15 protein-coding genes are annotated in these 11,953 nt (G+C 64.0%); 8 read left to right on the top strand and 7 right to left on the bottom strand.

The window, feature by feature from the left end; all coding sequences use genetic code 11:
• Window positions 1-32 precede the first annotated feature (32 nt).
• Complete coding sequence (gene secG, locus ACGYLO_RS04940) at window positions 33-398, bottom strand: preprotein translocase subunit SecG (RefSeq protein WP_067262351.1); 366 nt, start codon at window positions 396-398, stop codon at window positions 33-35.
• Window positions 399-739: 341 nt separating this feature from the next.
• Between secG and nthA the strand changes: the two genes are divergently transcribed.
• From nthA to ACGYLO_RS04915, 5 genes are all read left to right on the top strand, one after another.
• The gene (gene nthA / locus ACGYLO_RS04935; RefSeq protein WP_271687863.1) at window positions 740-1,357 is read left to right on the top strand and encodes a nitrile hydratase subunit alpha; all 618 of its coding nucleotides are present in this window, start codon (window positions 740-742) and stop codon (window positions 1,355-1,357) included.
• Window positions 1,354-2,028 (top strand): nitrile hydratase subunit beta, encoded by a 675-nt coding sequence (gene nthB, locus ACGYLO_RS04930; protein ID WP_271687862.1) that lies wholly within the window; start codon window positions 1,354-1,356, stop codon window positions 2,026-2,028. Before nthA ends, nthB begins: the two co-directional genes overlap by 4 nt.
• Entirely contained in the window at window positions 2,025-2,351 is a 327-nt protein-coding gene (locus ACGYLO_RS04925) for a nitrile hydratase accessory protein (RefSeq protein ID WP_271687861.1), read from the top strand. The genes nthB and ACGYLO_RS04925 overlap by 4 nt, the downstream gene beginning before the upstream one ends.
• Before the next feature lie 80 nt (window positions 2,352-2,431).
• A complete protein-coding gene (locus ACGYLO_RS04920) occupies window positions 2,432-3,727 on the top strand; it encodes an adenylosuccinate synthase (RefSeq protein WP_271687860.1) in 1,296 nt (431 codons plus the stop codon).
• A 4-nt stretch (window positions 3,728-3,731) separates the two neighbouring features.
• Window positions 3,732-3,959, top strand: a complete 228-nt coding sequence (locus tag ACGYLO_RS04915) for a DUF2842 domain-containing protein (RefSeq protein ID WP_067626583.1) — start codon at window positions 3,732-3,734, stop codon at window positions 3,957-3,959.
• A gap of 57 nt (window positions 3,960-4,016) precedes the next feature.
• On the opposite strand, the gene ACGYLO_RS04910 is transcribed toward ACGYLO_RS04915, so the two are convergent.
• Window positions 4,017-6,182 (bottom strand): hypothetical protein, encoded by a 2,166-nt coding sequence (locus ACGYLO_RS04910; RefSeq protein ID WP_276154885.1) that lies wholly within the window; start codon window positions 6,180-6,182, stop codon window positions 4,017-4,019.
• Window positions 6,183-6,235: 53 nt separating this feature from the next.
• Between ACGYLO_RS04910 and ACGYLO_RS04905 the strand changes: the two genes are divergently transcribed.
• Window positions 6,236-6,931, top strand: a complete 696-nt coding sequence (locus ACGYLO_RS04905) for a thiamine pyrophosphokinase (RefSeq protein ID WP_295037277.1) — start codon at window positions 6,236-6,238, stop codon at window positions 6,929-6,931.
• On the opposite strand, the gene ACGYLO_RS04900 is transcribed toward ACGYLO_RS04905, so the two are convergent.
• The gene (locus ACGYLO_RS04900; protein WP_271687855.1) at window positions 6,867-7,793 is read right to left on the bottom strand and encodes a DMT family transporter; all 927 of its coding nucleotides are present in this window, start codon (window positions 7,791-7,793) and stop codon (window positions 6,867-6,869) included. The genes ACGYLO_RS04905 and ACGYLO_RS04900 overlap by 65 nt on opposite strands.
• 237 nt (window positions 7,794-8,030) lie before the next feature.
• On the bottom strand, window positions 8,031-9,425 hold the full coding sequence (locus ACGYLO_RS04895) for a diguanylate cyclase (protein WP_271687854.1): 1,395 nt from the start codon (window positions 9,423-9,425) through the stop codon (window positions 8,031-8,033).
• 98 nt (window positions 9,426-9,523) lie between these two features.
• Here ACGYLO_RS04895 and ACGYLO_RS04890 point away from each other — a divergent pair, with 98 nt between their 5' ends.
• Complete coding sequence (locus tag ACGYLO_RS04890; RefSeq protein WP_271687853.1) at window positions 9,524-9,808, top strand: DUF3572 domain-containing protein; 285 nt, start codon at window positions 9,524-9,526, stop codon at window positions 9,806-9,808.
• On the top strand, window positions 9,799-10,494 hold the full coding sequence (locus ACGYLO_RS04885; protein WP_271687851.1) for an HAD family hydrolase: 696 nt from the start codon (window positions 9,799-9,801) through the stop codon (window positions 10,492-10,494). Before ACGYLO_RS04890 ends, ACGYLO_RS04885 begins: the two co-directional genes overlap by 10 nt.
• 7 nt (window positions 10,495-10,501) lie before the next feature.
• On the opposite strand, the gene ACGYLO_RS04880 is transcribed toward ACGYLO_RS04885, so the two are convergent.
• From ACGYLO_RS04880 to ACGYLO_RS04870, 3 genes are all read right to left on the bottom strand, one after another.
• Window positions 10,502-11,023 carry a DUF421 domain-containing protein gene (locus ACGYLO_RS04880; protein ID WP_271687850.1) on the bottom strand — a complete coding sequence of 174 codons (522 nt, stop codon included), beginning with the start codon at window positions 11,021-11,023 and terminating at the stop codon, window positions 10,502-10,504.
• Window positions 11,023-11,670: a DUF998 domain-containing protein gene (locus ACGYLO_RS04875; RefSeq protein WP_394374262.1), complete on the bottom strand. Its 648-nt coding sequence runs from the start codon at window positions 11,668-11,670 to the stop codon at window positions 11,023-11,025. The genes ACGYLO_RS04880 and ACGYLO_RS04875 overlap by 1 nt, the downstream gene beginning before the upstream one ends.
• Window positions 11,671-11,736: 66 nt before the next feature.
• Window positions 11,737-11,883 (bottom strand): hypothetical protein, encoded by a 147-nt coding sequence (locus tag ACGYLO_RS04870; RefSeq protein ID WP_271687849.1) that lies wholly within the window; start codon window positions 11,881-11,883, stop codon window positions 11,737-11,739.
• Window positions 11,884-11,953: the final 70 nt, after the last annotated feature.

The raw sequence follows: 11,953 nt of genomic DNA, 5'->3' as shown, positions 1-11,953 counted from the left end.
TGGCCGTGCCTCAAGGTTTTGTGTTCGTTAGCTTAATCGGCCGCAGGGACCAGCGGTGTGTTGCCATCCGCGGAAGGCGGCAGCAGATCGTCGCCCGCGGGCAGGGCCGGGCTGCCATCTTGGCTCTGGGCGGGCGGTGTCGCGCTCAGCCGGTCGATGACCGACGAGCCTGCGGATTTTTCCGCCGCGATGATGGTCAGCGTGATCGATGTGGCGATGAAACCGGCTGCTAGCGCCCAAGTCACCTTGCCCAATGCCGTGGCCGCCGCGCGGCCCGAAACGGCACCGCCGCCACCACCGCCCATGCCAAGGCCGCCGCCCTCGGACCGTTGCAGAAGTACCACGGCGATCAGGCCAAGAGCCAGAATCAGGTGAATGATCAGAACGACATTTTCCATGGGTACGACAGCTTTCGGTTTTGGTTGGCGGGTATCTATTCGTCTTTGCCCATGGGGGCAAGGGTGGATTGCCGCCGGGTGGCGATCGGATCAGGAGGGGGCGGCCTAAGGGATCAAAGGCACGCGCAAAGACCGCCGCATGGGGGCGACGGTCTTTTGAAGCAGTACTCAACCACAATATGTAAGAGGGCTATCCTGGAATTAAGGTGGTGCAGACTCGCTTCGTACATTCACTATAGCATGAAATGCGGGCAAATTCGCCCATATTCTTTGCAGAGAAATGAAGGGATTGCCCGTGATCGGCGATGGACAGCCGAGTGCCGCTGGGGCAGTCTGCCGCCATGCCACATGATCATTCGGACCACGACCACCCCCATGCCCTGCTGCCGCCCGAGCCTGCGCTCAGGGTCAAAGCGTTGGAGACGCTGCTGACGGCCAAGGGGCTTATCGACCCCGCCGCCTTGGATGAGATCATCGACACCTATGAAAACCGCATCGGCCCGCGCAACGGGGCCGAGGTCGTCGCCCGCGCCTGGAGCGATCCTGATTTCCACGCGGCGCTGCTTGAGGACGCGACCGCCGTGGTGGCCGAGATGGGGTTTTTCGGGCGGCAGGGCGAACATATGGTCGCGGTCGAAAATACGGATGAGGTGCATAATATTGTCGTCTGTACCTTGTGCTCTTGCTACCCTTGGCCGCTTTTGGGCATCCCGCCGGGCTGGTACAAATCCGATGCCTACCGCGCCCGCGTGGTGCGCGAGCCGCGCAAAGTGCTGGCTGAATTCGGCGTCGACCTGCCCGAAGAGACCGCCGTGCGCGTTTGGGATTCGACGGCTGAGGTGCGTTATCTGGTGATCCCGCAACGCCCGGCGGGGAGCGACGGCATGGATGTCGCCGCGCTGGCCGATCTTGTCACCCGCGACAGTATGATCGGCACCGGATTGGCGAAAGCGCCATGACCCGCGTGCATGACATGGGCGGACGTTTCGGCGATGGCGCGGTAGTGCCCGAGGGCGAAGATGTGGTCTTTCACGCCGATTGGCACCGCCGCGCGCTGGCGCTGACCTTGGCCACGGGGACGTTGGGCAAATGGAATATCGATGTGTCGCGCCATGCCCGCGAATGTCTGGCCCCGACCGATTACATGCGGTTCAGCTATTACGAGAAATGGATTGCCGGGGTGGCCGATATGCTGGTCGCCCGCGGGGTGGTCAGCCGTGAGGAACTCTCGGGCGAAGCCGCGCCCACGCCCAGCCCGCTAGCGGAAAAGGCGCTGAAACCGCCGCAGGTGGCCGGGGTGCTGGCCCGTGGTGGTCCGGCGGACCGCCCTTCGGACATCACGCCGCTCTTTTCGCCGGGCGACAGGGTCGTCACCCGCAAGCAGCCGGAAAACACCATTGTTCCGGGCGGGCACACCCGGCTGCCCGCCTATGCCGCGGGCGCTTCAGGGCGGGTGCTGCGGTTGCATGGCGCGCATGTTCTGCCTGATAGCAACGCCCATGATCTGGGCGAAGCGCCTGAGCCGCTTTACGCGGTGGCCTTCCCGGCCTCTGAACTTTGGGCGCACCCTGAACATCCCCGCGATGAGGTCGTGCTTGATCTCTGGCAAAGTTATCTGGAGGCCCCATGAGCGCCCCGGAACCCGTGTTCGAGGCGCCATGGCACGCGCAGCTTTTCGCGCTGACGGTGCATCTGAACGAAAGCGGCCTTTTCGACTGGCCCTTCTGGGCCGACCGCTTTGGCGCAACCTTGGCGCGCCACGGACTGACGCGGGCGTTGAACGGCGGGGAGGACTATTTCAACGCTTGGCTCGAAACCCTCGAAACCCTGTTGATCGACGCGGGCCATGCCCGCCCGGGTGATCTGCGCGCTCTGCGCGACGGGTGGGAGGCCGCCTATCTCAGCACCCCGCATGGCGAGCCGGTGCATCTGAAGGCGGGGCAAAGCGTCTAAATCCGCTCCCGCGTTTTTTCGAGTTTCACACGCCTGCCACTGTCGCTATACGGGCGCGGGACATCGCAAAGGAATATATCATGGCCAATGTCGTCGTTGTCGGCGCCCAATGGGGTGACGAGGGAAAAGGCAAGATCGTTGACTGGCTCAGCGAACGCGCCGATGTGATCGCACGCTTCCAAGGCGGGCATAACGCGGGCCACACTCTGGTCATCGACGGCAAGGTTTACAAGCTGCATGCGCTGCCTTCGGGCGTGGTGCGCGGCGGCAAGCTGTCTGTCATCGGCAATGGCGTGGTGCTGGACCCGTGGCACCTGCTGAAAGAGATCGAAACGATCGAAGGGCAGGGGGTTGTGATCAATCCCGAGAACCTGATGATCGCGGAAAACACGCCGCTGATCCTGCCCTTCCACGGTGAGCTTGACCGCGCCCGCGAAGAGGCGGCGAGCAAGGGCACCAAGATCGGCACCACCGGACGCGGCATCGGTCCGTGCTATGAGGACAAGGTTGGCCGCCGCGCCATCCGCGTGGCCGATCTGGCCGACGCCGCGACACTGGAAGCCCGCGTCGACCGCGCGCTGCAGCACCACGACCCGCTGCGCAAGGGGCTGGGGGTCGAGGCCATCGACCGCGACGCGCTGATCGCGCAACTGCAAGAAATCGCTCCGAAAATCCTGCGTTTCGCCGCCCCCGTCTGGAAGGTGCTGGCCGAGAAGCGCAAGGCGGGCAAGCGCATCCTTTTTGAGGGCGCACAGGGCGCACTTTTGGACATCGACTTTGGCACCTATCCCTTCGTCACCTCCTCGAACGTGATCGCGGGGCAAGCGGCGACCGGTGTGGGCCTTGGCCCCACCGCCATCGACTATGTGTTGGGCATCGTGAAGGCTTATACCACACGCGTTGGCGAAGGCCCTTTTCCGACCGAATTGGAAGACGCCGACGGTCAACGTCTGGGCGAACGCGGCCATGAGTTTGGCACCACCACCGGGCGCAAACGCCGCTGTGGTTGGTTCGACGCGGCGCTGCTGCGCCAGACCTGCGCGACCTCCGGTATCACTGGCATCTGTCTGACCAAGCTCGACGTGCTTGACGGCTTCGAGACGCTGAAGGTCTGCGTGGGCTACGAGTTGGACGGTGAACGGCTGGACTATCTGCCCACCGCCGCCGAGCAGCAGGCGCGGTGCACGCCCATCTACGAAGAGCTGCCGGGCTGGTCCGAATCGACCGAAGGCGCGCGCAGCTGGGCCGATCTTCCGGCCAATGCGATCAAATATGTGCGCCGGGTCGAAGAGTTGATCCAATGCCCCGTGGCCCTCGTCTCGACCTCGCCGGAGCGGGAGGACACCATTCTGGTGACCGACCCTTTCGCGGACTGATCTGATGGCGCTGAGCTACAAAGCACGTCGCCGTTGGGCGCTGGTGATCCTGCTGATCGGGCTGCCGAGCTATATCGCGGTGGCGGTCTGGACGGTGGCCCAATTCGACCGCCCGCCGGTGCTGCTTGAGCTTGGCATCTATGTCGCCCTTGGCATCGTCTGGGCACTGCCGTTCAAATTTGTCTTTAAAGGCATCGGACAGGCGGACCCGGACGCGGACGACGACCAGTAACACGCAATAAAAAAGCGCCCCGTGGGGCGCTTTTTCGTATCAGCACTGTGGCTGGGTTTAACCCACGGCGCGGTGATCGGGGCGGTAGCCGATTTCATCCGAAACGGTGAACCGCCCGCCTTTGATTTTCTCGATCTTACCTGCGCGCAGCAGTTGACCGAAGGAGCGCAGCCCGTCTTCGCGGGTGAAGTCCGGCAGCCCGATCGAGCGGACCTTGCCCATCAACTGCGGGCGGGAGAACTGGTCGCGCCCCTCGACAAAGGACATGTAAGACGCCGCCGCCTCAAGCAGTTCGGGCAGTTTGGTGGCGCCCATGTCGGCGGCGAAATCGGCAAAGCTTTCCGCGTCGGGGTTGGTTTTGACCGGCTCTACCACGGCGGCCACCCGGCGCGGACGCACGGGGCCCGCGCTGCGCAGCTTGTCGACGTCGATGCGCTGCTCGGCCACCAATTTCAGCGGCGCGGAGCGGGCATCGGCCTTGGGCCGCTCGGTCCGGGCCGGGCGGGTGACGGGGCGGCGCGGGCGGACCACATCGGCCAAGTCTTCGCGGTAGGCGTCATCCGAGGTCGCGGTGGTGGCGCGGCCCCCCATCGCTTCGTCGGCTTTCTTGGCGGCTACGGCGGCGCGCAGATGGGCAAAGGCATCGCGGCGCGTGGTGCTTTCGGCCTCGTCCATCTTGCTGTCGGTTTCCGCCATCAGGCGCGACATGTCGGGGCCGGTCTCATCGTCGATGGTGGGCAGGCTGTGGCGGGCCGCTTGAGCTGGCTCGGGCTGCTCTTCGACCGGCTCCGCTGCGGCTTCGACCTCTTCGGGCTCTTCCTGAGCGGGCGCCGCTTCCGCCTCGGCCATCTCAACCGCAGGCGCAGGCGTCTCTTCAGCCTCTTCCGGGGCGGCGGCACCGAGTTCGGCTTCCAAAGCGGCCAATTCGCGGGCCAGCTCGTCTTCATCCTCGGGCGACAGGGAAGAGCTGCGCTTTTCCTCTGTCTTCGCGGCAGGTGCCTCTTGCGGTGCCGGGTCCGAGACTTCTTCGAGATCGCCCCGCGCCACGGCGGCTTCGAGATGCGCGCGCTTGACCTTGATCACGCGCCCTTTGCGCGGCAGGTCGGCAGCGTCGATTTCGGGTGCGGCTTCGGCTTGGGCTTCGGCCTCAGGCTGTTCATCGGCCTCGGCGTCGAACAGGCTCTCGTCGGTCTCGGCGCTTTCCGCCTCATACTCCTCTTCGGCCTCAAGCCGGTTGAGGATATCGGCGAGATCGTCGTCCTCATCCTCCGCAGCCTCCTGCGTCATTTCGGTCGCTTCATCGGCCTCCAGCGCGTCTACGATGTCACGGCGGGCGGCGGCGATGGCGGCATGGCTCTCTTCCGGCGTTGCTTGCGTTTCGGCGGTGGCGCGGGCCACGGGCGCGGCTTCTTCCTCGTCATAGCCAGCCGCTTCGTCTTCGTCCTGCTGGGCGACGACGGCGCGGATGCGCTGCAGCTTCGCGGCGATGCTGTCGGCAGGGGCGGCGCTTGCGGCGGGCAGCTCTTCGACGCTGGCATCCTGCGCTTCGTCCTCGAAATGAGTCTGCGGCTGCGGGCTGGCGGCAAAGAAGGCTTCGGCTTCGCTGGTGTCCCCGGCTTCGGCAGCCGGTGCAGGCTTTGGGGCAGGCGCGGGCTCTTCGGCAGGCGCGGGCTCTTCAGCGGTCTCTGCGATCTGGGGTTCCGGCGTGGCGGGCGCTTCCACCGCGGCGGTGTCGGCGATCTCGGCCTTGAGGGGGGCGGGGGCCTCTTCCTCTACCGGCGCAGGCTGTGCTGCGACGGGGGCTTGCGGCGCTGCGGCCTCGGTTTGAGCCGGCGCGGCGGCGGGGGCCGCCGCTGGGGGCGCTTGGGTTGGAGCTTCGGCGCTTTGGTTCTCCAGCGCACTCAGTACGATCTTGCCTTCCTGCTCACGGGCTTGCACCCGGCGGGAAACTTCGCGCTGCGCGATCCGGGCGAGCATCTCGGCATCGGGTTGCGGTGGTTCGGCACCGAAGTAGCGGTCATCCGAGGCCAGATCGCGGAAATACTCGGCAATGGCCTTCATCGTGCCGAAGGAATCGTCGAAGCCTTCCAGCGTGCACGAAAAAGTGCCATAGGAGACCGTCAAGATTTTGTTGCTGTTCATCATCGGATGCTCGTCCTCTGCGGTGTTGCAGGTATCGTTTACCACGATGTCCAAGACCAAAGCGGCTCGAATCTGTGCCATTCAACGTATGATTTCAAGGCAAGATTAAGGCAGATTTCCAAAAGGGGCATTAATTGACCACTTCAGAGCATATCGTAAGGGAGGAGGGGCCAGTCACGCTGCTCGGCGGCGGAGAGGTCTTTGCAGGGGACATTGAAGCGGCGCTGGCGTTGGCCCCGACCTGCGTGGCGGCAGACAGCGGGGTTGCGGTGGGCGTGGCGGCGGGGGTGGAACTGGCTGCGGTCATCGGCGATCTTGATTCCGCCCCGGCAGAGGTCTTGGCCCAGATCCCGGCCGCGCGACGCCACCGCATCACCGAGCAAGAGAGCACCGATTTCGACAAGGCGCTGACGCGGATCGACGCGCCGCTGGTGCTCGGGGTCGGTTTTACCGGGGCGCGGTTGGATCATCAGCTTGCGGCTTTCAACACGCTCGCCACCCATCCGCATCGCTCCTGCATCCTGTTGGGCGCGCATGAGATCGTGCTGCTGGCCCCGCCGCGGATCACGCTGCCGACGACGGCGGGGGATGTCGTCTCTCTCATGCCTCTGGCCCCGGTGACGGGGCGCAGCCAAGGGTTGGAATGGTCGATCGACGGGCTGGATTTCGCGCCGGGTGGCCGGACCGGCACGTCGAACCGCGCCTTGGGGCCGGTCACGCTTGAGATCGATGGCCCTGATATGCTGCTGATTCTGCCGCGCCGTCTTATGGCGCCACTGGCGGCGCAACTGCTGCGGCCAGAGCACGCGCCGTGGCCCGCTCGCGCATGACGATGTAAAGCCCCGCGCCCACGGTGATCAGAATGCCGAGGCCCGCCAATGGGTTGGGCAAGTCGGAGAAGATCAACAGCCCAAGCAGCGTGGCAAAGGGAATTTCCAGATATTGCATCGGCGCCAAAGTGGCCGAGGGGGCAAAGCGCAGGGACCAGGTCATCAAAAGATGCGCCACCGTGCCGAGCACCCCGATGCCGAGCAGGAGGGTCCAGTCGAGCGCATCGGGTTGGATGAGCCGAAGCGGCGCGATCTGTGTCATGGTGCCAAGCGCGAGGAGCGGCAGGATCATCACCACCGCCATGACCCCGCTGACGGCTTGCAGGCTGATCGGATCGGTTTCTTTCGCGATCTGGCGCGTCACCAGCATGAAGAAAGAAAAGACGACCGCCACGACGACGGGCAGCAGCGCGGGCCAGCCGACATTGGCAAAGCTCGGCTGCACGATCAAAAGCGTGCCGAGAAAGCCCACGATGCTCGCGCCCAAACGTCTGGGGCCGACCTCTTCGTTCAGGATGAACTTGCCGAGCAGCAGCATGAAAAAAGGCATGACGAATGCGATGGCGACCGCATCGGCGAGGGGCAGGTATTTCAGCGCGGTAAACATCGCCGCGATGCCCGCCATATGCAAAAGGGTGCGTAGAAAGGTCAGCCGTAACACCCGGCCCCGCATCCGCCAGATGCGCCCGGAGTACCAGACGATGGGGATCAGGATCAGCGCCTGAATGGCAAAGCGGAGCAGCACCACCTGCCCCAAGGGGACCGAAGCGCCCAGTAATTTGGCCACCGCATCGCCCACGGGGGCGACGATGCAGAAGCCCATCATGAGGGCTATTCCAATGAGGGGCCGATCCTGTTGCATTGCGTTACGCTAAGGAAGCTTTGTTGCAAATGCAATCTTTGGTTGAAGTTTGATTGCTGTTGTCTCGTGTTTGTTCTCAGAGGCAGAGGCAGAGGCAGAGGCAGAGGCAGAGGCAGAGGCAGAGGCAGAGGCAGAGGCAGAGGCAGAGGCAGAGGCAAGGGTCCGATCAGCACCCGCTCTTGAAGGCAGTCAACGCTGTGCACCTTCCAGCGGCAACGCGCCCCGCCTATCCGAACCTCAGGCCGCGGGGCGGCTCAGGTTCACCCGATTCCGGCCATGGGTTTTCGCCGTGTAAAGCGCACGATCCGCTCGCGCCATCAGGGCCTCGGCCGAAAGCGGGTGGCCTTCCTCTTCCATAGGGCCGACGGAAAGGCCGATGCTGATGGTCACATGGATCGGCTGGGGCGTGTCGGGGACGACAAAGCCGCGGTTGCCGATATCGGCACAGATGGCCGCCGCCGTCTTCTCTGCATCCGCAAGGCCGGTGCCGGGCATGACGATCAGAAATTCCTCCCCCCCGATCCGGGCGACGAGGTCCATGCCGCGCAGGTTATTGCGCAGCCGTTCCGCCGTTTGCACCAGAACGGAATCCCCCGCGGCATGGCCGTAACGGTCATTGATGCCTTTGAAGTGGTCCAGATCGGCGACCATTACCGAAAAGGGGCGGGCAGTCGCGACGGCATGTTCCGCGATATGGTCCAGATGGGGCAGGGCATAGCGGCGGTTGTGCAGCCCTGTCAGCGGGTCGAAAACGGCGGCCTTCAGCCCCGTGCGCACCGTGTCGCGCAGTTGGTCCGTCATCCGCTTGCGCCGCAAGATCGCATGCAGGCGCAGCGCCATTTCCGCCGGGTTGAAACCTTCGGTCATCAAATCATCCGCCCCCAGATCAAGGGCGGTGGCGGCAAGCGCCGCATCCGGGGCCAGTTGCACCACCAGCAGCCCGGTATGGCGGGTCTGGGCGTTGGCCCGGAGCGTCGAGATCAGACGCAAGGCTGCCGTGGCGGGCACGGGGTCTTTTGGCAGAACCAAAACGAAAGCGTCGGGCGGTCCATTGGCGGCGGCGGCGCGAATGGCCTCCTCCGGATTGGCGAGGGTGAGGCGCGCGCGCAATTGAGGGCGGAGTTGTTTCGCCCAATTCACGCTTACCGCGCTGTCGGAATGGATGATCACACAGTGACTGCGGGCGGTGAATTCCGCCGCAGGCTCCGCCAGCCCGAGCGCGCGGGACGTATCCTCGCGCATTTCCCATTCGTCCGCCGCGTTGCGGGCGCGGATAAGGCTGCGGGTCCGGCCCAACAGCAACGTGCAATCGAGCGGTTTCAGCAACACATCGCTCGCTCCCGCTTCGAGCGCGGTGAACCGATCCACGGCCTGATCGCTATTCCCGATGGCCAAAACCGGGAGCTGCGCGGTATCGGGAGTGGCTTTGAGCACGCGACAGAGGTCCGCCGCCCCGCCACCCGGCAATGTCAGCGCGCAGATCACCAGATCCGGCGGGTTTTCCCCCAGGCAGGCCAAAGCCTCTTCCATGTCTTCGGCCTGAACGACGTGATAGTATGCCGCACAAAGCTTGACCTTGAGGGCGATGCGATTGGTCGCGATCGCATCTGCAATAAGGATGGTCCCTTGCACGACAACTCCTTCACCGTACAAATCAGTTTGATGCGAGAGTCTTTGCCCCCTAATGGTTAACAAAGGGTTTCCAACCTTCAGCAAAAGACGGTTTTCCAATGTCCTATACCCAAGACACCGCTGAGACTTTGGCGCTTCAGGCGCTGGGCTGGCTGGCGGCGAATGATGATCTGTTGCCGGTGTTTCTGGGCAGCACCGGTGCCTCCGAAGCGGACCTCAAAACACAGGCCAGCGACCCTATTTTTCTGGGCGCTGTGCTGGATTTCCTGATGATGGACGACGCGTGGGTGATCGGGTTTTGCGACCATCTGGCGATCCCCTATGAGCGGATCATGCAAGCCCGCGCGGCGCTGCCCGGGGGGGAGCAGGTGCATTGGACTTAAGAAATGTTAAAGCGCTGCTGTTCGACAAGGATGGCACGCTTTTCGACTTTGCCGCGACTTGGGAGCCTTGGGCCGAGGCCTTCTTGCTGCGGGTCTGTGAGGGGGATCGCGGGCTGGCCGCACGGGTGGGCGCGGGCATCGGCTTTGACCTCGCCACGCGCCGTTTCGCCCCGGACAGTATCGCCATCGCCGGCACGCCGCAGCAGGTGGTCGATGCCTTGGCCCCGCATTTTCCTGACCGCCTGCCAGCGGACCTGTTGGACATCATCAATGCCGAAGCCAGCGCCGCGCCACAGCGCGAGGCGGTGCCGCTAAGACCGTTTCTGCAAGGGCTCCGCGACCGGGGTCTGCGCCTTGGCGTGGCGACGAACGATGCCGAACACCCCGCGCGGGCCCATCTGCTGGCGGCGGGGGTGGTCGATATGTTCGACTTTATGGCAGGATTTGACAGCGGCCATGGGGGCAAGCCTTCGCCGGGGCAGTTGCACGCCTTTGCCGCCCATGTGAACCTTCCGGCCGCCTATGTCGCGATGATTGGAGACAGTGTTCACGATCTGGAAGCCGCGCGGGTGGCGGGGATGCTGCGGGTCGCGGTGCTGACCGGCCCCGCCACGGCGGAAGACCTCGCCCCATACGCCGATCTGGTCTTGCCGGATATCGGCCATTTGGCGCAGCGCTTGGCTTGAGGGCGCTTTATTTTTCGACCATGCGCGCGCCTTCGAGCAGCCCCTCTTCAAGAGTATCGCCATGGAGGACCGAGATATCGCCCGTGGTCTCCAACACCACGGCGCGCACATCAGAGAAGCGCAGTGCATTGGCCTCTCGCAACTTGGCGATCAGGTCGGCGCGCGCGACGCGGGTCTCGCTGAGGGCGGCATCGAAAATCTCACCCTCTCGCATCAGGATCACGGGTTCGTTCTGCACGGCCTGCTCAAAGCTGTCGGAAGCCTGCCGTATCTTCGCGATGACGAATTGCGCGCCGAGCAGGGCGGAGATGGCCAAGGTCGGCTGGGCGAATTCCGGCCAAGTGGTGGCCTGACAGGCGCCGGCAAGCAGCGAGCCGGTGGCGACCGTGGCGACAAAGTCAAAAGCGGTCATTTTTGAGAAGGTGCGCAGCCCGATGACCCGGACCACGATGATCACCCAAGTCAGCGCAATGGCCGAAAGCAGCAGCGCCCGGGCGAGGATGTCCAGCGGGACGTGATCAAAGAACATCAGCCGTGCCCCCCGTTCAATGCCCGGCCCCGTTGGATAAAGAACCGCCCCAGCAGCACCACCATCGCCATGGCAATCAGGCCCAGATAGCGCTCATAGACGCCATCAATGCCGGTGGGCAGAAAAAAGAACGGCGGGGCCGAGACCAGCCAGAGGAGCGAGATCACCTTGAGCGATTTGGCAAGGAAGCTTGATGTATCGGCGAACCCCTTCGACAGCAGCCAAGGCACGGTGAGCATGATCAGGCCGAGCGCGTAGACCAGATAGATATGGATCACCACACCGTCGGAATCGCGGTCTCCGTACTCGTTGCGCGCGCCGACGAGAAAGACGATGAGCCCCAACAGGGCGAGCCCGATGGTGGCGATGCTCCACCAACGGTCGCCAAAATGTACGTGAGCGCAAAGCAGGGCGCAGGCGATGAGCGCGGCGGAGAAGGCATAGATGCCGATGTCGACGATGAACTCATACCGTCCCGCGCCCAGATCGCTGATCGTGTCGGCGATCCAATCGTGATCCGGCACGACGAAATCCGCGATCAGGATCGATATGGCGAATATCACACAGCCAAGGATGGCCACCCAGCCCAGACAGACCATAAACCCCGGCGCGCTGTGCTGCCGGGGTGCTGTGACGTCATTGTTCATGTTGCGTAACCCTTCTTGGCCGCCTTGGTCGGTCAAAGGTCCGACCCCTTGGTCGGACCCAATGCATCAATCCGAAAGCCGCGAGCGTTCTTCGGCGTTGGGGCTGCCGGCGGGGGCTTCGTCCAATGTGGCCTCGGGGCGGTGCAGGTCTTCTTGAGGTTTCTTGGGCGGTGTCTTGTTCTCGTGCTTGGGGTGTTTGGGATCATCGCTCATGAAAAGTCTCCTCAGGCTGGGGAGAGGCGGGGCATCGCCTCTTCTTCCTTTACCGAACGCGCAGCATATA

It is taken from the genome of Sulfitobacter sp. 1A13353, from assembly GCF_043557255.1.
GTDB lineage: Bacteria > Pseudomonadota > Alphaproteobacteria > Rhodobacterales > Rhodobacteraceae > Sulfitobacter > Sulfitobacter faviae.
This window is presented reverse-complemented; position numbering and strand designations above follow the sequence as displayed.